Annotated in this window: 19 protein-coding genes; 12 read left to right on the top strand and 7 right to left on the bottom strand. The window is 63.9% G+C overall.

Annotated features, from left to right (window positions below):
* Positions 1-2: 2 nt before the first annotated feature.
* Complete coding sequence (locus Q0248_RS03720) at positions 3-824, top strand: phosphoribosyltransferase family protein (protein WP_299319857.1); 822 nt, start codon at positions 3-5, stop codon at positions 822-824.
* Here Q0248_RS03720 and Q0248_RS03715 read toward each other — a convergent pair.
* The 6 genes from Q0248_RS03715 to tsaD form a co-directional block, all read right to left on the bottom strand.
* Positions 808-1,494, bottom strand: coding sequence for an aminotransferase class IV (locus Q0248_RS03715; protein ID WP_299319856.1), 687 nt, complete (start codon positions 1,492-1,494; stop codon positions 808-810). The genes Q0248_RS03720 and Q0248_RS03715 overlap by 17 nt on opposite strands.
* A 127-nt stretch (positions 1,495-1,621) precedes the next feature.
* Positions 1,622-2,620 (bottom strand): aminodeoxychorismate synthase component I, encoded by a 999-nt coding sequence (locus tag Q0248_RS03710; protein WP_299319853.1) that lies wholly within the window; start codon positions 2,618-2,620, stop codon positions 1,622-1,624.
* Positions 2,617-3,486 (bottom strand): S1-like domain-containing RNA-binding protein, encoded by an 870-nt coding sequence (locus tag Q0248_RS03705; RefSeq protein WP_299319852.1) that lies wholly within the window; start codon positions 3,484-3,486, stop codon positions 2,617-2,619. Before Q0248_RS03705 ends, Q0248_RS03710 begins: the two co-directional genes overlap by 4 nt.
* A gap of 4 nt (positions 3,487-3,490) precedes the next feature.
* The gene (locus tag Q0248_RS03700; RefSeq protein WP_299319850.1) at positions 3,491-4,891 is read right to left on the bottom strand and encodes a PDZ domain-containing protein; all 1,401 of its coding nucleotides are present in this window, start codon (positions 4,889-4,891) and stop codon (positions 3,491-3,493) included.
* Between the two features lie 6 nt (positions 4,892-4,897).
* A complete protein-coding gene (locus Q0248_RS03695) occupies positions 4,898-5,419 on the bottom strand; it encodes a CinA family protein (RefSeq protein WP_211788306.1) in 522 nt (173 codons plus the stop codon).
* Between the two features lie 43 nt (positions 5,420-5,462).
* On the bottom strand, positions 5,463-6,488 hold the full coding sequence (gene tsaD / locus Q0248_RS03690; protein ID WP_299319848.1) for a tRNA (adenosine(37)-N6)-threonylcarbamoyltransferase complex transferase subunit TsaD: 1,026 nt from the start codon (positions 6,486-6,488) through the stop codon (positions 5,463-5,465).
* Between the two features lie 495 nt (positions 6,489-6,983).
* Here tsaD and ftsH point away from each other — a divergent pair, with 495 nt between their 5' ends.
* From ftsH to Q0248_RS03640, 10 genes are all read left to right on the top strand, one after another.
* Positions 6,984-9,059 (top strand): ATP-dependent zinc metalloprotease FtsH, encoded by a 2,076-nt coding sequence (gene ftsH, locus Q0248_RS03685; protein WP_299319846.1) that lies wholly within the window; start codon positions 6,984-6,986, stop codon positions 9,057-9,059.
* Between the two features lie 23 nt (positions 9,060-9,082).
* Positions 9,083-9,910, top strand: a complete 828-nt coding sequence (locus Q0248_RS03680; protein WP_299319845.1) for a phosphatidate cytidylyltransferase — start codon at positions 9,083-9,085, stop codon at positions 9,908-9,910.
* Complete coding sequence (locus Q0248_RS03675; protein ID WP_299319843.1) at positions 9,910-11,454, top strand: family 10 glycosylhydrolase; 1,545 nt, start codon at positions 9,910-9,912, stop codon at positions 11,452-11,454. Before Q0248_RS03680 ends, Q0248_RS03675 begins: the two co-directional genes overlap by 1 nt.
* Before the next feature lie 421 nt (positions 11,455-11,875).
* Positions 11,876-12,445: an elongation factor P gene (efp, locus tag Q0248_RS03670; protein WP_211788311.1), complete on the top strand. Its 570-nt coding sequence runs from the start codon at positions 11,876-11,878 to the stop codon at positions 12,443-12,445.
* Positions 12,446-12,614: 169 nt separating this feature from the next.
* Positions 12,615-13,532 (top strand): dihydrodipicolinate synthase family protein, encoded by a 918-nt coding sequence (locus Q0248_RS03665; protein WP_299319841.1) that lies wholly within the window; start codon positions 12,615-12,617, stop codon positions 13,530-13,532.
* Positions 13,533-13,538: 6 nt separating this feature from the next.
* Entirely contained in the window at positions 13,539-14,732 is a 1,194-nt protein-coding gene (locus Q0248_RS03660; RefSeq protein ID WP_299319840.1) for an AGE family epimerase/isomerase, read from the top strand.
* Between the two features lie 493 nt (positions 14,733-15,225).
* A complete protein-coding gene (locus Q0248_RS03655) occupies positions 15,226-16,443 on the top strand; it encodes an N-acetylmuramoyl-L-alanine amidase (RefSeq protein WP_299319839.1) in 1,218 nt (405 codons plus the stop codon).
* A 51-nt stretch (positions 16,444-16,494) separates the two neighbouring features.
* The gene (locus tag Q0248_RS03650; protein ID WP_299319838.1) at positions 16,495-17,373 is read left to right on the top strand and encodes an MlaD family protein; all 879 of its coding nucleotides are present in this window, start codon (positions 16,495-16,497) and stop codon (positions 17,371-17,373) included.
* Positions 17,374-17,411: 38 nt separating this feature from the next.
* Complete coding sequence (locus tag Q0248_RS03645; protein ID WP_299319837.1) at positions 17,412-18,431, top strand: NAD(P)-dependent oxidoreductase; 1,020 nt, start codon at positions 17,412-17,414, stop codon at positions 18,429-18,431.
* Positions 18,432-18,488: 57 nt separating this feature from the next.
* On the top strand, positions 18,489-22,520 hold the full coding sequence (locus tag Q0248_RS03640) for a glycoside hydrolase family 2 TIM barrel-domain containing protein (protein ID WP_299319836.1): 4,032 nt from the start codon (positions 18,489-18,491) through the stop codon (positions 22,518-22,520).
* A gap of 98 nt (positions 22,521-22,618) precedes the next feature.
* On the opposite strand, the gene Q0248_RS03635 is transcribed toward Q0248_RS03640, so the two are convergent.
* A complete protein-coding gene (locus Q0248_RS03635; protein WP_299319834.1) occupies positions 22,619-22,846 on the bottom strand; it encodes a hypothetical protein in 228 nt (75 codons plus the stop codon).
* Between the two features lie 494 nt (positions 22,847-23,340).
* Between Q0248_RS03635 and Q0248_RS03630 the strand changes: the two genes are divergently transcribed.
* Positions 23,341-24,642 (top strand): NAD(P)/FAD-dependent oxidoreductase, encoded by a 1,302-nt coding sequence (locus Q0248_RS03630; protein WP_299319833.1) that lies wholly within the window; start codon positions 23,341-23,343, stop codon positions 24,640-24,642.
* Positions 24,643-24,651: the final 9 nt, after the last annotated feature.

The following is a 24,651-nucleotide window of genomic DNA, read 5'->3' as shown; positions in this document are numbered from 1 at the left end:
CGATGAGCCAGCCTAAGGAGGGAGCCCACGGGCAGCAGCCGCGGCAAGAGCCGTCAAGGCCGCGGGAGCAAGCGCCCCCAGCAGAGCAGGCGCCCCAGAGCCGCTCCGTCCTAGGCCGCTGGGCACGGCTCAGCCTTGGCCTCATCCTAGATCTCTTCTATCCACGTCCCTGCGCGATCTGCGGGCGGCGCCTAGGGCGTAGTGAGCGCTGCCTCTGCCTCGAGTGCGCCAGCCGTCTGCCCCGCTACCATGAGGAGCACACCTCAGCCAGCGAGCGCCTCCTAGGCTCGCCCCTCATCCGCAGCCTCTCAGCCCTCACCATCTACCACCATGACGAGGACAGCCACCGCCTGATCACCTCCCTCAAGTACTCGGGCTACCGCGAGCTCGCCCCCTTCATCGTCCGCACCACCCTCAGCGAGGGCCGCCTCCGTCCCCAGCGAGGCGACATCGACCTCATCCTCCCCGTACCGATAGAGCCCCAGCGTCTCGCCTACCGCGGCTACAACCAAGCGATGCTACTGGCCGAGGCGCTCGCCGCCTACTACGGCTGCCCCGCCCGCGCCGACTACCTAGGGCGCTACCGCGGGAGCCATTCGCAGACCACGCTCCACCGACAGCAGCGCATGCTCAACGCCCAGCAGGCCTTCTACCTAAATAAAGCAGCCCTGCAGCAAGGGGTGCTACAGGGCCAGCGTGTCCTCCTCGTGGACGACCTCCTGACGACGGGCTCGACACTGCATGCCCTCTGTGATCTACTGGAGGAGGCAGGCGTGGCGGAGGTACACGTCTTCGTCGCCGCGGTGGCTATACGCGCCGTATGACGAGCTCGGGCGGCGGGAGGAGCGGTGCCGACTCCAGCGGCATCATCGCATTGATCAGATAGACGCCACGGCAGGCCGAGAGGCCTGCCACGCTCAGCGGCGCGACACTGATTCGCCCCGCCTCGAGGAGCCTCCTGCGCTCCGTCCCCTCCAGCAGCGGGCGCTCGGGCGTCCTATAGCCCGCCGCCGTCCACAGCACGATATTGGTATAGCTCGTATCGCTCAGGCTCCCATCAGGGCGCACGAAAAGCGGTAGCTCCCCCTGCTGTAGCTCCGCCTGCACGGCATCGAAGAAGCTACGATCGGCATACTTATAGCTGTAGTCGAAGCCCTCGGGCAGCTCCCAGAGTATGAGCCGCTGCAGCCTGCGCGGCACGTAGGCGAGGCAGCGCAGCTCCTGCATCCCCTCGCGGTCGTAGCTATAGCTCAGGCGGTAGAGCTGATCGGCGCAGTAGCCCTCCCCTAGCTCTGCTTTGAGACGCGCCACCAGGCGCTCGGGGACAAGCTCCTCCAGGAGTGGATGCCCCTCGGGCGTCCCTCCTGCATGGAGCAGCGTACGGCGCACCCGATCGCGGTGCAGCTCCAGAGCATGCGGCTGCCCGCCCCGCAGCCCTAGGGTCTCGAGATAGCGGCAAGGGCGCAGTGAGGGATGTAGGTCTTGTGTAGGCAAGGCTTGGCTAGGCTAAGGGGAGACTTCGACGCATAGAACTGATGAGCGCTCCGACCTTTGTGGGGCAAGGGAGCAGGAATATAGGAGCAGAGGGGAGGAATAAAGGGGGGACCTTGGGCACACAGGCCTACTGCGGGATGTAGATCTTCTGCAGGCATTCGCGCCACTCGTCCTCCGCCTGGCTGTTGATGGTGATGCCGCCCCCCGAGCGATAGTAGTAGCGCCCCGTCTCCGCCTCGTACTCGAGGTAGCGAATGAGTACGGCCGTATCCAGGCGCTCCCCATCGAAGTAACCCCACACCCCCGTATAGAAGCCGCGAGGCGTACCCTCGGCGCTGCGGATGAGCTCCAGCGTCGCCCCCTTAGGCGCGCCACTAATCGAGCCCGCAGGCAGCAGCTCCAGGAGAAGATCCCCGAGGCGCAGCGCACTGCGGTCGATGCGCCCGACGACCTCTGAGCTCATCTGCAGCAGCGGTCCGCGCGAGGTCGCGAGCTCGGTGAGGTACTTGAAGCGCTCGACGCGCACCCGCTCTGCCACACGGCTCAGGTCATTGCGCATCAGGTCGACGATGGTATGGTGCTCGCAGCTCTCCTTATAGTCCGAGCGTAGGCGCTCCGCCGCATCAGGCAGGCGGGCGTCGATCGTGCCCTTCATCGGATAGGTGCTGAGACGCTCGCCCTCGAGCCGCACGAAGCACTCGGGCGAGAAGGAGACGAAGCGCCCAGGCACGAGGAGGCGGTAGTCCGCACGGCTCGAGACGTAGACCTCCTCCAGCGTGGCCTCGAGCTCGACGGGCGTCCTTAGGGCGAGGTTCACGAGGAAGCTATCCCCATGCATCAGCCCTCTGTGCACCCGATCGAAGCGCTCGCGGTAGCGCTCCAGCGGCTCTACCGTCGGGACGAGATCCAGCCGAGGACGCCGCTCCACGGTAGGGCTCGGCGTGCTGTAGCCTGGGAGGGAGAAGAAGTAGCGCGGCACTCGCTGCTCGAGGGGACGCAACTCGAAGAGCGCCTCCCGCAGCTCGAAGTCCAGGGCAAAGAAGAAGGCCTCACCGCGTAGCGAGGCCTCATTCATCTGCTCCAGCACCTGGGCGGCCTGGGGCGAGGGCACGAGGAGGGCGCTCATCGCTTACCCTCCTTGCTGAGGCGTACCGACGTAGGGCTTAGCTCGATACGGCGTGCCTTGTAGAGCGCCCCTAGGGCCATCTTGAAGGTCTTCTTACTCATGCCCGTCTGCCGCAGGATCTCCTCGGCAGGGCTCTTATCCCCGAGGGGCAGCTGTCCGCCCGCCTGCTCCAGCAGCTCGAGAAGCCGCTCCTGAGCGCCGTCCACCTTGGCATAGCCCACCGGCCTAAGCGATAGGTCGACCTTATTATCCTCTCGTACCCGCACCACGTAGGCCTCGAGCTGCTCGCCACGGCGAAGCATGCGCGGGGCCGCATCTGTATATACGAAGCCCCAGTGCCGCCCCTCGATGACGCAGCGGTAGCCCTCCTCGTGCTGCTCGGTGACGATACAGTGCACCAGCGAGCCGGGGGCATAGTCCGCAGGGCTGCCCCCAAGGTGCTTGGAGAGGCGTGCCGAGCCGACGATCTTCCCACTCATCTGGTCGACGTAGAGATAGACGGCGTAGCTGTAGCCGAGGAGCATCTTGCTGCTCTGCTCGCGGAAGGGGACGAAGAGATCACGGTGTATGCCCCACTCCATGAAGGCGCCTGCCTCGGAGACGCTAGCGCAGCGCAGGAAGGCCACCTCGCCCACCTGGGCTAGCGGGCGCATCGTCGTGGCGATGAGGCGCCCTTCATTGTCGTGGTAGACGAAGACCTCTACCTCATCCCCCACCTTTGCGTCCTTGGGCAGATACCTGAGCGGCAGGAGGATGTCCTGTATCCCGCCGTCGAGGTAGGCGCCTATGGAGACGAGGCGTAGGATGGGTAGGCGCTGCATGCGCCCGAGCTGATAGGTCTTCAGCGCTTGGGGCTCACTATTCATCTAGCTATTGGTCTAAGGGAATGAGGGTAGACTCCTGCCGCAGCTCAGGCTGCAGCTGGAGCGTGTAGCGCTCGCCCGAGCGCTCGATCTCTAGGGTCAGCAGGCCTCCCCGATCCTCGCTCACATAGGGGCGGAAGGCAAAGAGGTAGCTGTAGGGCTGGCTGGCGAAGGCCTTACGCAGCGCGCCGTAGGCCTTGGGGCTCCAGTAGCCGAAGGGCCCTGCCTCACGGTAGCTCCCGGTCTCCCGCACGAAGCGGCGATACTCCTCAGAGAGGCGCGTGAGGTCGATGTCGCCTAGCGTGCGGCCGTTGATCGCGAGGATGCGATCCCCTGGCTGCAGGCCTGCTGCGAAGGCAGGCGAAGCCTCCTCCACCTCCACGACACGCCCTAGATCCTCGAGCGCGTAGTGCAGCCCCGTATAGAGGTAGCGGGAGCAGCGGGCCGTGAAGTGCTGACGGCTGCCACTGGGGGCGAAGGGGAAGGGGCGCAGCATCACGGGCAGCGTGTAGCGGGCAAAGTCCTTGAGCGTCATCGGCTCGCTCAGCCCCTCGCGCGTCTCGGCCAGCCATACGGGGCGCTGCGGCTCGGTGGGGCGCGTCATCTGCACGCTGAGCTTGACCTGATAGCTGCCCTCGTCGGGCCCTGCCTCGGGGATGATGGGCAAGAGCTGCACGCGCTCCTCCTCGGGATGGTAGCGTAGGCTCTGGGCGGGCTTGGCGGCATCCAGGCGCGGGCTCGCCGTAGGCTGCAGCTCGTAGTAGCACTCGATGATGAGGTCGGGCGCAGCCTTGTCCTCCTGCAGTCCAAGGGCCTGCAGCTGGCGGGCGATCATGCTGTAGAGGGCATCGTCCAGCTCTCTATTCTGCTCGCTGGAGGGCGCGAAGGCATAGCGACGCACCGTAGCGAAGTCAAAGCCCGGCTGCACCTGGTAGCTCAGCTGATAGCTCAGCGGCCACTCCGCCTGGTCCTCGGGGCTGTAGGCGGCATAGGCACGTGCCAGCTCACGCTCGGTACGTGCTGCACGACTCTTCGCCTCAGGGATGAGGAGCAGGGTCTCAGGCTTAGGCTGCCCGAGGCGGCGCAGCGTCACGAGGTGCATCCCCGTGGGGCGCTGCAGCAGTTCGTCTACCTCGCGGGCACTAAGCCCCGCAGTCATTACCCCATCGATGCTAAGTAGGAGGTCACCGACCCGAAGGCCAGCGCGTGCCGCGGGGCTCTCGGGCTGGAGGGCCGTGATGTGCGCGGCGCCCTGCCCCCAGCTCGTGGGGCTGGTGGGGCGCTGCTCGAGGCCAAGACGATAGACGAGCTCGGGCTGCTGGGCGCTGAGAGCTGAGGGGCTGCCGAGGGTGATGAGGGCTGAGGTGAGGCTAAGGAAGAGCGAGGATAGGATACGATACTTCTTCATACCATATTAGTAGTAGATCGTCGCGTCGGACGTGTCGGAGGTGATGAGGCTGTAGGCGAGCTGGTGCATCGCCTCTACGGCGGCCTCGATATTGGCGGTGCGATCGCCGTCTAGGTGGAGGCAGAGCGAGACCTCACGCGGGGAGCCCTTGGGGCGCCGTAGCCAGGCACCGAGGCAGATCATCCCTACGGGGTGGGTCTCGTCGGCACCTGTGGGGCCTGCCAGCCCCGTAGTACCGAGCCCGAGGTCGGCGCCGAGGCGCTCGGCAGCGCCGCGGGCCATAGCGCGGGCGACCTCCTCACTGACGACATGGCGCTCAGCGATCAGGCGCTCGGGCACCCCAAGGAGGCTGACCTTGAGCTCGGGATGATAGGCGAGGATGCCTCCACGTAGCCAACCCGAGGCCCCTGCGGGGGCGCCGAGGCTAGCGGCTACGCGACCTAGCGTGCAGCTCTCACCCGTGGCGACGGTCAGCTGCTGACGCTCCAGCTCCTCACGGAGTCTCTGGAGCACGGATTCCTGTCCCATAGTTGTAGTCTCTTTAGCTGTAAGGTAGCCACCCCTGGAGCGGCTACATGGTCACGCGGGCGAAGGGCACGGCATCGAGCTCCGTACGCTTGCCCTCTAGGTAGCTGAAGTACCCGTTCATCGCCACCATCGCAGCATTGTCTGTGGTGTAGGCGAACTTCGGGATGAAGATCTCCCAGCCGTAGCGGCGGGCATGATCCTCGAAGGCAGCACGCAGCCCCGTATTGGCCGAGACGCCCCCGGCGACGGCGACCTGGCGTATGCCGAGGTCCTTGGCTGCGGCACGTAGTTTCTTCATCAAGATATCGATGACGGTGGCCTGGAGCGAGGCGCAGAGGTCGGCCTTACGCTCCTCGATGAAGTTGGGGTTCTCCGCGAGCGCATCCCTCAGCGTGTAGAGGAAGGAGGTCTTGAGCCCGCTGAAGCTATAGTCATAGCCCGGGATGTTAGGCTTGCTGAAGGCAAAGGCCTTGGGGTCGCCCTCATTCGCCAGGCGATTGACGACGGGGCCTCCGGGGTAGCCTAGGCCCATGACCTTGGCACACTTGTCGAAGGCCTCACCCGCCGCATCGTCTATAGTCTGCCCGATGATCTCCATATCGGAGGCCGAGCGCACGAGGATGATCTGCGAGTTGCCCCCCGAGACCAGGAGGCAGAGGAAGGGGAAGCTGGGGCTACGATGCTCCTCGCCCTCCTCCTCGATGAAGTGCGCCAGCACGTGGGCATGCAGGTGGTTAACCTCGACCATGGGGATACCGAGGGAGAGGCTGAGCCCCTTGGCAAAGTTGGTCCCCACCAGCAGCGAGCCCAGCAGTCCGGGGCCGCGGGTGAAGGCGATGGCATCGAGCTCATCGGGGCGAATGCCCGCGCGACGTATCGCCTCGCTGACGACGGGGACGATGTTCTGCTCGTGGGCACGGGAGGCGAGCTCGGGTACGACGCCGCCGTAGGCCGCATGTACGGCCTGTGAGGCGATGACATTGCTCAGCAGCTGACGACCGCGAAGCACGGCCGCCGAGGTGTCGTCGCAGGAGCTCTCTATACCTAATATAATGGGTTCTTCTTTCATTACTGTCTTGATCGCCCAGCCCTAAGCTGGGTCTACACAAAAGTACGACAATATCCGCGTACACGGGACGGGCCAGCCCGCTCGTCCTAGGGGGCTTCCTCGCGGCGAGCGCGCGGTGGCTCCGTCCCCCCTTCCCCCTCACCTTCATCACGGATATCCCTCAGAGCGCTGACGGATATCCCTTAGCCTAGCCGAGGGGTATCCCTCAGCCGCGCGATGGGTATCAGTCAGCTGCCCCAGGGATATCGGTCAGCCTAGCCCCAGCAAGGGCTCCGCGCACGCGCTGCTCGTCGAGGGCCCCGCCCCACAGCGCTCGCAGAGGCAGCTAAGGGCGGCACAGGGTGCCCGCCGAGGACGCAGGATGTGAGCCCCCGAAGGCTCACCCAGCAGCCTCAGAGCTGACAGGGGCAACCGGGATGGCATGTTTTTTGTTACCTTTACATCTAGTGCTGTCCGCGCCAGGATAGCCGTGCAGATAGCAAACAACGAATAAACATGATAGAATCAAGTAAGCCAAACAAGCCACGCCGAGGCTTTAGCCTCTTCGGTAAGGAGCTTTGGATCTACGCCATCATCCTCGGGGTCCTCGGCGCGCTCTTCCTATGGGACGGCGGCTCGGGCGAGACCAAGAGCGTGAGCTGGGACGAGTTCCAGCGCCTAGCCAAGCAGGAGTCCTTCAGCAAGATCATCGTCGATCGAGGCGAGCACACCGCTGTGGGGATGCTGCGCCCCAGCCAGTCCGACAGCCTCTACAGCGTAGGCAAGAGCCCCATCTTCGGTCGTGTCCAGCCCGAGCGCACGCGCAGCATAGAGACCGAGATTCCGAGCGTCGACCGCTTCGACAAGTTCTACGAGGAGCAGGCCATACGCGCACGCGTGCAGTATAAGGAAAGCCGCTCGGGACTGCTGAGCCTCGTGCTGAACTTCCTCCCGCTGGTCATCATCATTGGCTTCTGGATCATCATGCTGCGCCGCCAGTCCAGTGCTATGGGCGGCGGCATGGGCGGTGCGCTGAGCATCGGCAAGAGCAAGGCACGCCTCTTCGACAAGGATACCGCCTCGGTGACCTTCAAGGACGTCGCCGGCCTGCACGAGGCCAAGGAGGAGGTCGAGGAGATCGTCCACTTCCTCAAGAACCCTGCCAAGTACACCCAGCTCGGGGGTAAGATCCCCAAGGGAGCCCTGCTAGTCGGCCCTCCAGGGACGGGGAAGACGCTGCTAGCTAAGGCTGTGGCGGGCGAGGCACACGTGCCCTTCTTCTCCCTCGCAGGCTCGGACTTCGTCGAGATGTTCGTCGGCGTCGGGGCCAGCCGTGTGCGTGACCTCTTCGAGACGGCCAAGCAGAAGGCCCCCTGCATCATCTTCATCGACGAGATCGACGCCATCGGACGCGCCCGCGGCCAGAAGAACAGCCTCGGCGGCAACGATGAGCGGGAGAACACGCTCAACCAGCTGCTGACCGAGATGGACGGCTTCGGCACCAATAGCGGTATCATCATCCTGGCGGCCACCAACCGCGCCGAGATCCTCGACCCCGCGCTGCTGCGTGCGGGACGCTTCGACCGACAGATCTACGTAGACCTACCGGACGTCAACGACCGCAAGGAGATCTTCCTCGTCCACCTACGTCCGCTGAAGATCGATGAGACCGTGGACATCGAGCTGCTGGCTCGTCGCACCCCCGGCTTCTCGGGGGCGGACATCGCCAATATCTGTAATGAGGCCGCCCTCATCGCTGCCCGTGCGGGTAAGGACTTCGTCTCCCGTGAGGACTTCATGAATGCCATCGACCGCGTCGTCGGCGGGCTGGAGAAGAAGAACAAGATTACCACCGAGGAGGAGCGCCGCAGCATCGCCCTGCACGAGGCAGGGCACGCCACCGTCAGCTGGCACCTGCGCTATGCCAACCCACTGGTCAAGGTCACCATCGTCCCCCGAGGTAAGGCCCTCGGCGCCGCCTGGTACCTCCCCGAGGAGCGACAGATCACCACGACCCAGGCCCTACGGGATCAGATATGCGCCACTCTGGCAGGGCGCGCCGCCGAGGAGCTGCTCCTCGGGCGCATCTCTACGGGCGCGGCCAACGACCTCGAGCATACGACCAAGATCGCCTATGCTATGGTAGCCTACTACGGCATGAGTGAGCGCCTGCCGAACCTCAACTACTACGACATGCAGAGCGACGGCTATGGCCTCACCAAGCCCTACAGCGACAAGACGGCCGAGCTCATCGACCAGGAGGCCAGCCGCATCGTCCAGGAGGAGTACGACCGAGCTAAGGCCACCATCCTCGCCCATCGCGCTGGCCTCGAGGCTCTCGCGCAGCTGCTGCTGGAGCGTGAGGTCATCTACACCGAGGACGTCGAGCACATCTTCGGTAAGCGCGCCTGGGAGAGCCGTGCCGATGAGCTGATGCGCCTCAATGCCGAGAGCGCGGCCGAGCAGTCCAAGGACGGAGCCGAGTCTGCAGCAGCCCCCGAGGCTCCTGCTGCCAGCCCCGCCCCAGACGCCACGGTAGCTCAGCCAGGGGCCCCAACGGAGACCAACCCTCCCGCCCCTAGCGATGTATAAGCCCTCAGCCTCTATATAGACCTATGAGCAACCTAGCCACGCGCGCCATCTTCGGCGCCCTCTACGCAGCCCTTATCCTGGCTGCCCTCCTCCTGGGGAGCACCTCGCTCTACCTGGCCGTCTTCGGCGTCCTCGTCTTCCTGGCGAACTGGGAGTTCTCCAACCTCGTCTCGACACACCGTATCTACCCCCTGCGCCGCATCACCGACGCCGTAGCTGCGGTCTACCTCTTCTGGGCGACGCAGTGCATCGCCACCGAGGGCCTCGGGGCGACGATCTACCTGCTGCCCTACGCTGCGTACCTCCTCTACACGCTGGTGCGCAGCCTCTACAGCGAGCGCGAGCTCATGCCAGGCGACCTGGCGAAGGTCGTCTTCGGGCAGATCTACACGGGCGGCTTCCTCAGCATCGCCCACCTGCTGCACGGCACGCAGATGAGCAGCGGCTACAGCCTGCTCTTCCTTGCCTTCATCGCCATCTGGGTCAATGACTCGGGCGCCTACCTGGCGGGATCGCAGCTGGGACGGCACAAGCTCTTCCCCAGCCTCTCGCCGAACAAGAGCTGGGAGGGCTTCGTCGGCGGCTTCATCGCCACCGTCCTCGTCTCCTACTTCCTCATGGAGGGGAGCCTCCTCGGCCTCGTCTACGGCGCTGTAATCTCGGTGGCAGCCACCTGGGGCGACCTCTTCGAGTCGATGCTCAAGCGTAAGGCGGGCGTCAAGGACTCGGGCAAGGTGATCCCTGGGCACGGCGGTATCCTCGACCGCATCGATAGTCTGCTCTTCGTCCTGCCCTTCCTGGCCTTCGTCGAGTGGATCATCTACGTCTATCAGCACCTACACCTCAGCTAATGCACCGACGCTACGCCGAGGCGCGGCACCTCCTGCCCGCCCTCTTCCTGACGCTTGTCCTCCTGTCCTCCTGCAGCCTTAGCCGCGGGCGTGGCACGGAGCTGCCCGATCCGCGCCAGCCGCTCAAGCGTGAGCTGCGTGCTGCTTGGCTCCCGACGATCTACAGAAGCGAATACGCCCAGCTCAGTCCCTACGACGCGGCTGACCTCCTACTGCAGCGCGTCGAGACCCTGCACCAGCTCGGCTGCAACGCCATCTTCTTCCAGGTGCGCGCCGAGGGCGATGCCTGGTACCCCAGCGCCCTAGAGCCCTGGAGCAAGTACCTGACGGGGCGCCAAGGACAAGCTCCCGAGGAGCCCTGGGACCCGCTGGAGCTCGTCCTCGAGGCTTGCCACGAGCGCGGCATGGAGCTCCACGCCTGGATCAATCCCTATCGCGGAGCCTCCAATGCCTCGGCCGAACTAGCGCCGACCCACCCCGCACGCCGCTATCCCGAGCTCTTCATACGCTACGGCGGGCAGCTCCTGATGAACCCCGGACACCCGCAGAGCATCCCCTACATCACGAGCGTCGTCAAGGACCTAGTGACGCGCTACGACCTCGATGGCCTGCACTTCGACGACTACTTCTACCCCTATCCCAAGGCGGGAGAGGAGCTGCAGGACGAGGAGACCTTCCGTGCCTACGGCCTCGGCAAGGGCTACGCCCGCGGCGAGAAGGCCCGCTGGCGCAGAGATAAGGTCAACGAGCTGATCCGCGCCACCCGCGAGACGCTCCTCGAGCTCCGCCCTTGGATGCGCTTCGGGGTAAGCCCCTTCGGCATCTACCGCAATGCCAGTACCGCCCCCGAGGGTAGCCAGACGGCGGGCCTACAGTCCTACGACGACCTCTCGGCCGACGTCCTCTACTGGGCGCACGAGGGCTGGGTGGACTACGTCGTGCCGCAGGTCTACTGGAATCGCGGGCACAAGGTCGCCGACTACGACGTCCTCGTCCCCTGGTGGGCCGAGCAGCTGCCCCGTACGACCCAGCTCTACATCGGGCAGCACGTAGGGCGCACCATGGAGGGGCGCCAGCTCAGGGAGAAGCTCCAGCTGAGCCGCCACTACGCCCAGGGCAATGTATGGTGGCCTGCCGATGACCTCCTGCGCAATGTGGGCGGCATCGGCGACAGCCTCGCCACCAGCTACCAGCGCTACCCAGCGCTCCTGCCCGTACAGCGTGGCGTGCTGGGCAAGACGAAGGCGCCCGCTGCCCCCAGCCGCATCTGGCTGGAGGACGATCGAGAGGGCTTCAGCCTCTGCTGGGAGGATAGCCATCAGAAGGACGATCCCGAGAGCCCCTACCTCTATGTCGTCTACGCCTTCCCCCGCGGGACGAAGGTCAGCACCAAGGATCCCCGCTACATCCGTCAGATCTCGCGTAGCAATCGCTATCGCCTGACGATCGACGAGCTGCTGGACGGAGAGCATCAGTTCCTCGTCACGGCGCTCAACCGCTTCTGGCAGGAAAGCAAGCCCCACAAGCTCAAGATCCGTCCCTAGAAGGGCGGGGAGCGCCTAGCGACTTAGCTCACAGCTGAGTAAAGTCCTCCGCTATACTGCTCGGCGAGGCCCTCAAGGCGAAGCCCTTAGCCCCTCATAAGCGCAGCTAAGGCAGAGGCTAAGCGCGCCGACGGCCCTCTGCCAGCGCTCTGAGGGATATCCCTCGAGAGGCTGACTGACGTCCCTCGCGCGCCTGACTGACATCCCTCACGGAGCTGACGGATATCCCTCACGCTCCCTCCCCCTTGAGCCTCGGCTTCAGCGGAGTAGCTTTGCCCCTGGACTCCAGCCCCAGGCAGGGCAGGGCTCCTAGAGGAGGCGAGGAGGCGCTGCGTCCGAGCCGAGGGCGCGGCTCGGGGCTGGCTGGACGATTTTGCCTATTTTTGTAGCGCAGAAGTAAACAACAACTTAATATATATCTATGGCTACTACAGCAGATTTCCGCAACGGTATGTGCCTCGACATCGACGGGCAGTACTACTTCATCGTCGAGTTCCTCCACGTCAAGCCTGGGAAGGGTCCTGCCTTCGTTCGCTCCAAGCTCAAGAACATCGCTACGGGTCGCGTCATCGACAAGACCTGGAATAGCGGGGTCAAGGTCGAGGAGGTTCGCATCGAGCGCCGCCCTTACCAGTACCTCTACAAGGACGAGATGGGACTGAACTTCATGCACCCTGAGACCTTCGAGCAGATCACCATCCCCGAGGCAGTCATCGACGGCGTACAGTTCCTCAAGGACGGCGACATGGTAGAGGCTATGGTACATGCTGCTACGGAGACCGTACTGACCTGCGAGCTGCCCGCCCACGTCACGCTGCGCGTCACCTACACCGAGCCCGGCCTCAAGGGCGATACGGCGACCAACACGCTCAAGCCTGCTACCGTCGAGACGGGTGCTGAGGTACGCGTGCCCCTCTTCATCACTGAGGGCGAGCTGATCACCATCGACACGCGTGACGGATCCTACGTAGGGCGCGTCAAGGAGGCCTAAGGACAAGGCTCCACAGCTAACCAGGACGCCCGACGAACCGATGGGTTCGTCGGGCGTCTTCGCATTCGAGAATATTCTTACCTTTGCCCCTGGCTGTGGGTAGCGCAGACAGGCGGGGGACTCCCCACCCTACTACCGACAGACCGTAACTACATTATTATATACAGCAATGGCACATATCCAAGGGCTGCTCGTAGCCCCCTTCACGCCCTTCGACAAGAACGGCGACGTCAATCTCGAGCCTATCGCTCGCTACGCAGAGATGCTGCACCGCAATGGCCTCAAGGGCGTCTTCATCAACGGCTCATCGGGTGAGGGCTACATGCTCAGCGATGAGGAGCGTATGCTCCTAGCGGAGAAGTGGGTCGAGGTAGCACCCAAGGACTTCAAGGTCATCGTCCACGTGGGCAGCACCAGCGTCCGCTCGGCACATCGTCTGGCACAGCACGCCCAGAAGATCGGTGCCTGGGGGATCGGCTCCATGGCCTCGCCCTTCCCCAAGGTCGGCCGCATCGAGGAGCTCGTCAAGTACTGCGAAGAGATCGCTTCGGGTGCTCCTGACCTCCCCTTCTACTACTACCATATCCCTGTCTTCAACGGTGCCTACCTACCGATGACAGACTTCCTGCAGGCGGTCGACGGCCGTATCCCCAACTTCGCAGGGATCAAGTTCACCAATGAGAACCTCTATGAGTTCAACCAGTGCAAGCTCTACAAGGACGGGAAGTACGACCTGCTCCACGGCCTCGACGAGACGCTGCTGGCAGGGCTCGCTGCCTGCGACGTACAGGGCGGTATCAGCGGTACGGCCAACTACTGCGGTAATGTGCTGGTAGGCGTCATCGAGGCCTTCCGCGCAGGTGACCTCAAGCAGGCACGTGAGCTGCAGAACTACAATCAGGACGTCATCAACGTCATCGCGCGCTACCGCGGCAATATCGTCGCCGGCAAGCGCATCATGAAGCTCATGGGCCTCGACCTCGGGGGCAACCGCACGCCCTTCCGCAACATCACCGACGAGGAGGAGGCACAGATCAAGGCAGAGCTCGAGGCGATCGACTTCTTCAACAAGGGCAACAAGCTCTAGCGTCACGTGGGACAGATCAGCAACTACCTCCGGGCCACGCGTGACCGCTACCGTGAGGACCTGGTGGAGAATATCCTCCCCTTCTGGCTCCAGCACGGTCTCGACCGCAAGCACGGCGGCATCTACACCTGCGTAGATCGTGACGGTACGCTCATGGACACGACCAAGAGCGTATGGTTCCAAGGTCGCTTCGCCTTCGTCGCCTCCTTCGCCTACAATCAGATCGAGCAGCGCCCCGAGTGGCTCGAGGCCGCACGCACGACCATCGAGTTCATCGAGCGCCACTGCTTCGACACGGATGGGCGTATGTTCTTCGAGGTGACGGAGGACGGCCGCGGCCTGCGCAGACGCCGCTATGTCTTCAGTGAGAGCTTCGCTGCCATCGCCTTCAGCGAGTACGCCATAGCCTCGGGAGACAAGCGCTATGCAGAGAAGGCCGTCCAGCTCTTCAAGGACATCCAGCGCTTCCTCACCACGCCCGGCATCCTCGAGCCTAAGTACACCGAGGAGCTGCAGGCGCAGGGTCACTCCATCGTGATGATCCTGATCAACACGGCTAGCCGTATCCGTGAGGCTCTACCCGACCCTGTGCTGGACGCGCAGATCGCCGAGTCGCTGGACAAGCTGGAGCGCTACTTCCTCCACCCCGAGTACAAGGCGCTGCTGGAGATGGTCGGCCCCAATGGGGAGTTCATCGACAGCCTCAGCGGTCGCCTCATCAACCCAGGGCACTGCATCGAGACGGCTTGGTTCATCCTCGAGGAGGCTAAGTACCGCGGTGGTGACAAGCACCTCATCGAGCTCGGCTGCAAGATCCTAGACTGGTCCTGGGACTGGGGCTGGGACGAGCTCTACGGTGGGATCATCAACTTCCGTGACTGCAAGGGCCTGCCCTGTCAGGACTATGCGCAGGACATGAAGTTCTGGTGGCCACAGACCGAGGCCGTCATCGCCACGCTCTACGCCTATCAGATGACGGGCGAGGAGCGCTACCTGAAGATGCACCGACAGATCAGCGACTGGATGTACGCCCACCTGCCCGACCACGAGTACGGCGAGTGGTACGGCTACCTGCACCGCGATGGCTCGGTGGCGCAGCCCGCCAAGGGCAACCTCTTCAAGGGGCCCTTCCACATCCCCCGCATGATGATCAAGGGCTACCAGCTGTGTAGCGAGCTCCTCGCTGCTGAAGAGCGCTAGCCCGCTGCCTCAAGCCCCCTAAATAGCTTCGCCCCTGTCTCCCTTCGTCGAGGGAGGCAGGGGCGAAGTCCTTTATAGCAGGCGCTCAGCGAGCTGAGTAAGGTAAGCAAGCACACCTTCCGAGCTATCCGTCACGGCGCCGACTGCTATCAGTCGCGCGGCTCAGGGACGGCAGTGCCGACCGCCCGAGCCTAGGGGGACGAGCGGCGTGCCTTATGAGGAGCTTCGCCCACCCCTAAGAGGCCGTGGGGGAGCCACCGAAGGCAGGGTAGGAGCTCACCCCTTGAACTAAATTCCTCCAGTACGGGCTGTCACCTGAGCTCTGGGCACGTCTTCCCTTTGGGAAAAGCCGTATCTTTGTTGCATTGTAATATATATATAAGCTATCCTGCGCGCGAGCCCTCTGGACGCGTCTACGATAGCACCCATCGTCATCACCAGGTATAGCTCAGCTATGTGTCCTCGCTCTAGGTCAGCATCGCACACGCTCCGTATGGGGCTCTTCATCCTCCTCCTCGGTCTGCTCTGCCCCCAGTGGGTGGAGGCGCAGCGCCTATTCACCGTCGTCCTGGATGCAGGACACGGGGGTAAGGACTCGGGTACCGTAGGCAATGGAGGTAAGGAGAAGGACATCACGCTCGCCGTGGCCAAGCTCGTCGGGGCGAAGATCCAGGCCTCGCACCCCGAGGTACGCGTCCTCTACACGCGCCGTACCGACGTCTTCGTCGGGCTGCAGGAGCGTGCGGACTTCGCCAACCGCAACAAGGCCTCGATGATGCTCAGCATCCACGTCAATAGCGCCCCGTCCAAGAGCGTCTACGGCACCGAGACCTACGTCCTCGGCGTTGCCAAGCTGGCCAACAACCTCAGCGTAGCGATGCGCGAGAACAAGGCCATGCTCCTGGAGAGCGACTATAAGACGACCTACCGAGGCTTCGACCCGACCTCGACGGAGAGCTACATCATGTTTGACCTCATGCAGGACGCCTACTTCAACAAGAGTATTGACCTGGCGAACCACATACAGCGTCACTACCACCGCTCAGGCCGCTACAGCCGCGGCGTACGTCAGGACATCCTCTGGGTACTCAGTCAGTCCGCTATGCCCAGCGTGCTTACCGAGATCGGCTTCCTCTCCAACGCCAGCGAGGCCGCCTACATGCTCTCCACCCAGGGTCAGGAGGAACTCGCCAGCTCCATAGCGGGAGCCTTCTCCAGCTACTACGCCGCCTGGCGCGGCAAGGCCAGCCCCCGCAGTACCCGACGCGACAGCGCGACGACCGCCCCCGAGCCCGAGGCCGAGCCCAGTGCTCAGGTCGAGAACACGGCCGACAGCATCACGGCTAGCCCCGCCAAGTCCAGCAGCTCGAGCCCCACACGTAGCGAGCGCAGCAGCTCCAGCTCCTCAGCCAACTCCAGCGTCGCCACGAAGGTCAAGGAGGCCTTCAAGCAGCAACCCGAGACCAAGCTCACCGAAGGGCTACACTACCGCGTGCAGTTCCTCTCCTCCCCCGAGAAGATCGACACCAAGGACGCGCGCTTCCGCCGCCTCCCCCAGCCCATCGAACGACAGCAGGCGGGTAAGGCTTATATCTACCTACTACCCGCCTGCAAGACCAAGGCCGAAGCCCAAGCTCAGATCAAAGCGCTACCTAAGGCCTACCAGGATGCCTACATCGTCCCCTACAAGGGCTCACAGCGCCTGCGCTAGCCCCCTCACTCCCATTCATCCGATTCATCACTACTGCTCAGCCCGCTCTATATGAAGTTCAAGAAAGAAGTACAGATAGGTCTCCTCACCGTCCTAGCCCTCGTCCTCGGCTACATCGGGATCAACTACCTCAAGGGGATCGAGATCTTCAAGAAGACCACGACCTACTACGCGCACTTCGACAACCTCAACAGCGTCACCGTCGCCACACCCGTTATCGTCAGTGGCTTCAAGGTCGGCTCGGTGCGTGACGTGCGCTTCGACTACAACCGAGGCTACGGCGCGACCGTCGAGCTAGCGCTCGATCCCCACATACGCGTCAGCCCCACGAGTATCGTCAAGATCAAGATGAACCCGCTGAGCGGCTCGGAGCTCATCCTTACCATCAACGGCCAGGACGCACGTGCCCTCTCCGACGGCGACACCATCCCCAGCGTCTCCCCCGCTGGCGACCTGCTCTCAGTCGCGACCGAGCAGATCCTCCCCGCGGTCAACAACATGATGCCCACCATCACGCAGACCCTCGTTCGCCTGGACACCCTGCTACACGACAAGAGTATCGACAGCGTGCTGCTGGCCCTCAAGGGATCCTCTATGCAGCTGCATGCGATGATGGCTGCCCTCAACCAATCCAGCCAGAGCCTCAAGCCCGTGATGGATAACGTGCATGGCATGACGGGCAACCTCAACGCCTTCAGCGCACAGCTCACCCAGCTCAAGCTCGACTCCATGATGCAGCATCTCAACGAGACGACGCGCCAGCTGCAGCAGGTCACGGCACAGCTCCGCAGCAAGGACAACACGGCAGGGCTCCTGCTCAGTGACCCCAGCCTCTACAACCGTCTGGATAGCCTGGTGAACAATGCCGACCGCCTGATGCGCGACCTCAAGGAGAATCCCAAGCGCTACGTGCACTTCTCCGTCTTCTAGCCCGCGCCTAGACGCTACCCACGCGATCCAGCTAGACCATGAGCACCACACCCCGCCTACTGATCACGGGCTCCTCGGGCTTCATCGGCAGCCACATGCTGCGCGAGGCTCGGGCAGCTGGCTACGAGCTCTGGGTAGCCGTACGCGCTGGCGCCCAGCTGGAGCGCCTCGAGCGTGAGGGCATACGCTACGTGGAAGTCAACTACTACGATGCCGAGCAGATGCGCTCGGCCTTCCATGTCCTCAGCGCCCAGTATCCCGGCGAGCCCCTATGGCACTACGTCATCCACAACGCGGGCATCACTAAGACGGCGCGACTCGAGGAGTTCCAGGAGGTCAATGCCGAGCACACGCTACGCCTGCTGTCGGCCCTCATCGACCTGCCGCAGCCGCCTGAGCGCTTCGTCCTGATGAGTAGCCTCAGCAGCTACGGCGACATCCACCGCGACGATACCCCACTGCGCGCCGACGATCCGCAGCGCCCGACGACGCGCTACGGCCGCAGCAAGTGCCTGGCGGAGCACTACACCGAGCAGTCGGGCCTCCCCTTCACCATCCTCCTGCCTACGGGCGTCTACGGCCCAGGGGATAAGGACTACCTAATGTCGCTGCGCGGGATCGCTGGCGGCATCAACGCTATGGCGGGCTGTCAGACGCAGTACCTGACCTTCGTCCACGGCGCCGATGTGGCTCGTGCCGCGCTGCACGTCCTCTCTCGGCCCGAGGCTGAGGGCGAGCGCTACATCGTCTCCGACGGCGCTACCTATACGGATATAGAGTACGGGCGGCTCGTCCAGCGCCTGCTGGGGCGCCGCCGCGTGCTGCACCTACGCGTCCCGCTACCGCTGCTGTGGGGCGTCTGTCAGCTCGGCTCGCTCTGGGCGCGGCTCAGCGGGAAGGTCACGCCACTCAATAGAGATAAGTACCCGATCCTCGCCCAGCGCAACTGGCGCTGCGATCCCTCCCCGCTCATCGCCCTCGGCTGGCGGCCGCGCTACGACCTCGAGGAAGGCCTCAGAGATACCTTAGAGGTAGCCCGAGCCCAAGGACTCCTCTAGTCCCCCACCGCAAGAGTACACAATAGATATACCATCCAAAACGTCTACTACACCGACATGAATCGCTACACCAAGAAGCGCCTCGTGCTGCTCGCCGCAGCCGCGCTGCTCCTAGGCCGTGGAGTAGACCTCGGCGCTCAGGCCCTGCTGCCTGGCTACTCCTTCCGTACGGAGGCCGCCCCCACAGGGCAGGAGTGGCAGAGCCCCGAGGACTACGCACGCAACAAGCAGCTCCCCCACAGCTATTTCTTCTCCTTCGCCGCGGGCGACCGTGCCGAGCGTGTGCTGCCCGAGCACAGTAGCCTCTACCGCAGCCTCGACGGCCGCTGGCGCTTCCACTGGGTACGCACCCCTGAGGAGCGTCCCCAGGACTTCTACCGCCTGGGCTACGACGCCTCCCGCTGGGATGAGGTCAATGTCCCGATGAGCTGGAACGTCTACGGCCTGCAGAAGGACGGCACGCAGCGCTACGGCACACCTATCTACGTCAATCAGCCCGTGATCTTCTACCACGAGGTCAAGGTCGGCGACTGGAAGAAGGGCGTCATGCGTACGCCCCCCAAGGACTGGACGACCTACCGCGATCGAAACGAGGTGGGCTCCTACCTGCGCCAGTTCAGTGTCCCCAGTGAGTGGGCGGGCAAGGCCGTCTACCTCAACTTCGACGGCGTAGACTCCTTCTTCTATCTCTGGATCGACGGGCGCTACGTGGGCTTCTCGAAGAACTCGCGCAACCTCGCCTCCTTCGACATCTCCCCCTACCTCGACCCCAAGCTCAAGGAGCATACCGTGGCCGTCGAGGTCTACCGTAGCAGCGATGGCTCCTTCCTCGAGTCGCAGGACATGTTCCGCCTGCCGGGGATCTTCCGCTCCGTCTACCTGACGGCCAAGCCCCAGACGCAGCTGCGTGACCTGCGTGTACTGCCCGGCCTCACGAAGGACTACCAGACGGGCACGCTGAGCATCACCGCCGAGGTGAGCTCCCTGAGCAAAAAGGCTAAGCCTGGGCAGCAGCTCCGCTACAGCCTCTACGGCCTGCCCCTCTACTCGGACGAAGCCGAAGCACGTCCCGTAGCTACGGCCACAGCGAAGGTAAGCGCCTTCGGCACGACGGAGGCGCAGCTGACGCTCTCGCAGCCCCGAATGTGGTCTGCCGAAGCACCTTGGCGCTATGTCCTCGTGGCCGAGCTCTACGACGCTGCGGGCAAGACGCTCCTAGATAAGGCCTCGACCTACACGGGCTTCCGCACGGTGGAGATCAAGGACACGCCTGCCTCGGAGGATGAGTTCGGCATCGCTGGGCGCTACTACTATGTCAATGGCAAGCCCGTCAAGCTCAAGGGCACGAACCGCCACGAGACCAACCCCGCCCTAGGCCACGCCATCACCAAGGAGCAGATGGAGCGCGAGGTCATGATGATGAAGCGCGCCAATATCAACCACGTGCGCAACTCGCACTACCCCCCCAGCCCCTACTGGTACTACCTCTGCGACAAGTACGGTATCTACCTCGAGGACGAGGCCAACATCGAGTCGCACGAGTACTACTACGGCGAGGCCTCGCTCTCGCACGTCCCCGAGTGGGAGACGCAGCACGTGGCGCGCATGCTGGAGATGGTGCATGCCAACTATAACCACCCCTCCATCGTCATCTGGTCGCTGGGTAACGAGGCGGGCCCAGGCGTGAACTTCGTCAAGAGCTACCAGGCTACCAAGAAGCTCGACACCTCGCGCCCCATCCAGTACGAGCGCAACAACGAGATCGTCGACATGGGCTCCAACCAGTACCCCTCCGTCTCCTGGGTGCAGGGTGCGGCGAAGGGTGGCTACAAGATCAAGTATCCCTTCCACATCTCGGAGTACGCCCACTCCATGGGCAATGCCTGTGGCGGCCTCAGCGACATGTGGCAGGCCATCGAGAGCACCAACTTCATCTGCGGCGGTGCCATCTGGGACTGGGTCGACCAGGCGCTCTACAACTATAAGCCCGACGGCACGCGCTACCTAGCCTACGGCGGTGACTTCGGCGACAAGCCCAATAGCGGGATGTTCGTCATGAACGGCCTGGTCTTCGCTGACCTCGAGCCCAAGCCTCAGTACTACGAGGTCAAGAAGGTGTATCAGAATGTAGGCTTCGCCTGGGCTGACCGTGCAGCGCACCGCCTGCGCATCAGCAATAAGAACTACTTCACCGACCTCTCCGACTACGAGCTACGCTGGCGCCTCATCGAGGACGGCGTGGTCACCAAGAGCGGCACGCAGCAGCTCCCCGCCATCGGGCCTCGCCAGTCGGCCGAGCTGAGCCTAGATCCCAGCCAGCTGGGGGTGGCCTCGCCCGAGAAGGAGTACTTCCTCACCCTCGGGCTCGCCCTCAAGGTAGACAAGCCCTGGGCTAAGGCTGGCTACGTGCAGGCCGACGAGCAGCTCCCCTACCAGAGCAAGCGCCCTGAGGTCGCCCAGCCTACGGGCGGACTGCGCCTGGCGAAGGTCACTAAGGAGGGGGATAGCTACAGCGTCACGGGTAGGGACTTCTCCGCTGCCTTCGACCTCAAGGAGGGTACGCTCTCCAGCCTCGTCTACGCAGGCGATACGCTGCTGCGCCCTGGTCAGGGTCCCCGCCTCGACGCCTTCCGCGCCCCTGCCGACAATGATATCTGGGCACGCAGACGCTGGGTAGCCAACGGCCTGCACAACCTCCGCCATCAGGTACAGCAGTACAAGGTGCAGCACCTCGCCGACGGCTCGCTACAGCTCTTCTTCACCGTGCGCTCACAGGCGCCGAACGCTGCCGTCCTCAAGATGGAGCGCGCCTCGGGCCGCTACGAGATCATCGAGGACACGACGCAGCGCTTCGGTCCCGAGGACTTCCACTTCACCTCACAGGTCGTCTGGACGGTACGCCCCGACGGGACGATCCAGCTGAACTCGGGCATCAGCTCCAATAAGCCGAACCTCGTCCTGGCGCGTCTCGGCTATGAGTTCGTCCTGCCCAAGAGCTACGACCAGTACCGCTACTACGGCCGTGGCCCGATCAATAACTACGGCGACCGCAAGAGCGGCCAGTTCGTCCAGCTCCACCAGAGCACCGTCGCAGGCCAGTTCATCTCCTTCCCCAAGCCCCAGACGATGGCCAACCGCGAGGACGTACGCTGGACGAGCCTGACGAACGCCGCAGGCAATGGCCTCCTCTTCATCTCCGACAGCGTGATGACGAGCTCCGCCCTGCCCTACTCGGCCCTGGATCTGCTGTTCGCCCCACACCCCACGGAGCTGCCCCCTGCTGGGGATACGCACCTCGTGCTGGGGATCAGCTCCACGGGTCTCGGCGGCTTCAGCTGCGGTCAGGGCCCTCCCACCGAGCAGTACCAGACGAAGGCCGAGCCCCACTACTTCGGCCTGACAATCCGCCCGCTGCGTGGTATCAAGCCTCAGCAGACGCACAGCACGACCGTCCCCCAGGCAGCCGCTGCTCCCATCATCGCCCGCGGGCTGGATGGCATGCTCAGCCTGAAGGCACGCCCTGGCGCCGAGCTGATGATCCAGATCGGCAAGACTAAGGCGCAGCGCTACACGGGCCCCGTGCTGATGCGCGAGCCCGTCGAGGTCAAGGCCTGGGATAGGCGTCACCCCGAGCTGGTGAGCGTCGAGCACTTCACCCGCGTAGAGACGGTGCAGGCGACCATCCTCTCTGCCAGCAGCGAGGAGGTGCCCTACGGCGACGAGGCAGCGAACCTCCTCGACTTCGACCCCGCCTCGATCTGGCACAGCATGTACTCCGTGACGGTAGCCAAGTACCCCCACTGGGTCGACTTTGACATCCTTCAGCCCAAGCTCATCCGAGCCTTCACCTACCTGCCACGTCAGGATGAGAGCTGGACGGGCGACGTCAAGGACTACGCCATCTCCATCAGTCAGGACGGCAAGACCTGGACGGAGGTGCAGAAGGGGAGCTTCGTCAAGGACAAGAAGCTCAAGCGCGTCGACCTCAGCCAGCCTCAGCGCGCCCGCTACCTCCGCTTCACGGCCCTCTCGGCGCAGAACGGTGGCGACTACGCCAGCGGTGCCGAGATGAGCATCATCGCCGACTAGCGCCGCTGCTCAGCACACCTACTACAGACAGCGCCCGCCTTCCCTAGCTGGGGAGGCGGGCGCTGTCGTACTTAGATGTAGGAGTGTCTATCGGAGGGCTAGGCCTGCTGCTGGGACTCGCGACGCAGTCGGGCGAGGAAGCGCTGCGTCCGTGCAGCTGCCGCAGGCAGGCAGAGCACGAAGAGGAGCAGCGGCAGGAGGCTCCGATAGGCCTCCCGGAGGCTCATCCCCTCGTGATAGTAGAAGAGCCACCAGCCGATGAGGCAGTAGACGACGAGGAGTATCGTGCGTACGACGGTGGGGGATAGCAGTTGCTTGGGCTTCATACTTGTCAGCTTATTTGTAGTCATTGTACTAGGAGCAAATGTACACATCTATTCCCATTCGGCGAGCTAGCCGCGGCGCCCCCCCGCTAAGGGAGCGACAGCCCCTGCCTAAGGGGGGAGCCCCATCAGCTCGGCTCAGCCTAGAGCTAGCTCGCCACCAAGCGAACGAAGCCCCACAGCCGCGCTACGGGGAGCCCCCACGGGTGGTCTACGACTGCCGCCAGCGGCAAGGGGGTAGCGAGCGCCCAGCTTCCAGGGGGCTGCGCTGAGGGATATCTCTCACGGCGCTGACGGACGTCCCTGACGCACCTGACAGACGTCCCTCACGGCGCTGACTGATATCCCTCAAGAAGCCTCCCCCACAGCCGCGCTCGGGCGGTAAGCCTAGGGGAAGCAGCCGTGCGACAGGTAGGGCACAGGGCTCGTAACCTTTTGCCCACAAGGGCGGTTCTATCCCTGCAGACGAATAAAGACGTATTTAGCTATTCCAATCTATGAGCATCAATATCCCCAGCTCCTCGCTGCCCCGCGTGGTCATCGCAGGCGGAGGCTTCGGCGGGCTCAAGCTCGCCCAGGAGCTCGATAGTAGTCGCTTCCAGATCGTCCTGATCGATCAGAACAACTACCACCAGTTCCCCCCGCTGATCTACCAGGTGGCCTCCTCGGGCCTCGAGCCCAGCAGCATCGCCTTCCCCTTCCGCTCGGCCTTCCGCCGCAAGGATAACTTCCTCTTCCGCCTAGCCTCGGTGGAGGCGGTCGACGCCGAGCAGAAGCAGCTCCTCACCTCCGTGGGGCCCGTCAGCTACGACTACCTCGTGCTGGCCTGCGGCGGGACGACGAACTTCTTCGGCAAGGAGCAGGTGGCGCGCCACGCCCTACCGATGAAGACGCTCTACGAGTCGATAAACCTACGTAACATCCTACTTCAGCATATCGAGCAGGCACTGGTGGCAGACCATCCCGAGGAGCAGGCCGCCCTGCTGCGCGTCATCATCGTCGGCGGCGGCCCCTCAGGGGTCGAGATCGCTGGGGCGCTGGCGGAGATGAAGCGCTACGTCCTGCCCAAGGACTACCCGGGGCTGGATATCGACGCCTTCGAGATCCATCTGGTGGATGCCGCACCACGCCTCTTGGGGGCGATGAGTGAGAAGAGCTCCGAGGCCGCAGCCCGTGGGCTGAGGAGCCTAGGGGTGGAGCTGCACTTCGGCAAGATGGTCACCGACTACGACGGGCTGACGCTCTCCTTCGCCGACGGCGAGGTCATGCGCTCCCGCACCGTCATCTGGGTGAGCGGTATCACCGCCAACGAGGTGGCGGGCCTCGCGGCAGAGACCCTCGGCCGTGGCCGCCGCATCCTCGTCGACGCCCATAGCGAGGTCCTCGGCTACCCCGACATCTTCGCCCTCGGCGACCAGAGCCTCATGACCACGGACCCCAACTACCCGCAGGGACATCCACAGCAGGCGCAGGTAGCCCTACAGCAGGCGAAGCTCCTGGCCTCTAACCTCAAGGCACGCCTCGAGGGCCGTCCTCAGCGTCCCTTCGCCTACCGCGACCTGGGCTCTATGGCCACCATAGGGCGTAATAAGGCCGTGGCCGAGATCGGCCGTCTGAAGTGGGGCGGCTTCTCCGCCTGGCTGCTCTGGCTGGTCGTGCACCTACGCTCCATTCTCTCGGTGCGCAATAAGATCATCGTCCTGCTGAACTGGGTCTGGAACTACATCACCTACGACCGCTCGCTGCGCCTGATCCTCAAGCGCAATATCCCCGTCGAGCCGCGCGACCTCCGTCACTAAGCGCTTGCT

It is taken from the genome of uncultured Porphyromonas sp., assembly GCF_938046015.1.
Lineage (GTDB): Bacteria > Bacteroidota > Bacteroidia > Bacteroidales > Porphyromonadaceae > Porphyromonas.
This window is presented reverse-complemented; position numbering and strand designations above follow the sequence as displayed.

Coding starts and splice junctions, on each gene's coding strand:
- Q0248_RS03720 (WP_299319857.1), top strand. CDS start 3: ATGAGCCAGCCTAAGGAGGGAGCCCACGGGCAGCAGCCGCGGCAAGAG.
- Q0248_RS03710 (WP_299319853.1), bottom strand. CDS start 2,620: ATGAGCGCCCTCCTCGTGCCCTCGCCCCAGGCCGCCCAGGTGCTGGAG.
- Q0248_RS03705 (WP_299319852.1), bottom strand. CDS start 3,486: ATGAATAGTGAGCCCCAAGCGCTGAAGACCTATCAGCTCGGGCGCATG.
- Q0248_RS03700 (WP_299319850.1), bottom strand. CDS start 4,891: ATGAAGAAGTATCGTATCCTATCCTCGCTCTTCCTTAGCCTCACCTCA.
- Q0248_RS03695 (WP_211788306.1), bottom strand. CDS start 5,419: ATGGGACAGGAATCCGTGCTCCAGAGACTCCGTGAGGAGCTGGAGCGT.
- tsaD (WP_299319848.1), bottom strand. CDS start 6,488: ATGAAAGAAGAACCCATTATATTAGGTATAGAGAGCTCCTGCGACGAC.
- ftsH (WP_299319846.1), top strand. CDS start 6,984: ATGATAGAATCAAGTAAGCCAAACAAGCCACGCCGAGGCTTTAGCCTC.
- Q0248_RS03680 (WP_299319845.1), top strand. CDS start 9,083: ATGAGCAACCTAGCCACGCGCGCCATCTTCGGCGCCCTCTACGCAGCC.
- Q0248_RS03675 (WP_299319843.1), top strand. CDS start 9,910: ATGCACCGACGCTACGCCGAGGCGCGGCACCTCCTGCCCGCCCTCTTC.
- efp (WP_211788311.1), top strand. CDS start 11,876: ATGGCTACTACAGCAGATTTCCGCAACGGTATGTGCCTCGACATCGAC.
- Q0248_RS03665 (WP_299319841.1), top strand. CDS start 12,615: ATGGCACATATCCAAGGGCTGCTCGTAGCCCCCTTCACGCCCTTCGAC.
- Q0248_RS03655 (WP_299319839.1), top strand. CDS start 15,226: ATGGGGCTCTTCATCCTCCTCCTCGGTCTGCTCTGCCCCCAGTGGGTG.
- Q0248_RS03650 (WP_299319838.1), top strand. CDS start 16,495: ATGAAGTTCAAGAAAGAAGTACAGATAGGTCTCCTCACCGTCCTAGCC.
- Q0248_RS03645 (WP_299319837.1), top strand. CDS start 17,412: ATGAGCACCACACCCCGCCTACTGATCACGGGCTCCTCGGGCTTCATC.
- Q0248_RS03640 (WP_299319836.1), top strand. CDS start 18,489: ATGAATCGCTACACCAAGAAGCGCCTCGTGCTGCTCGCCGCAGCCGCG.
- Q0248_RS03635 (WP_299319834.1), bottom strand. CDS start 22,846: ATGAAGCCCAAGCAACTGCTATCCCCCACCGTCGTACGCACGATACTC.
- Q0248_RS03630 (WP_299319833.1), top strand. CDS start 23,341: ATGAGCATCAATATCCCCAGCTCCTCGCTGCCCCGCGTGGTCATCGCA.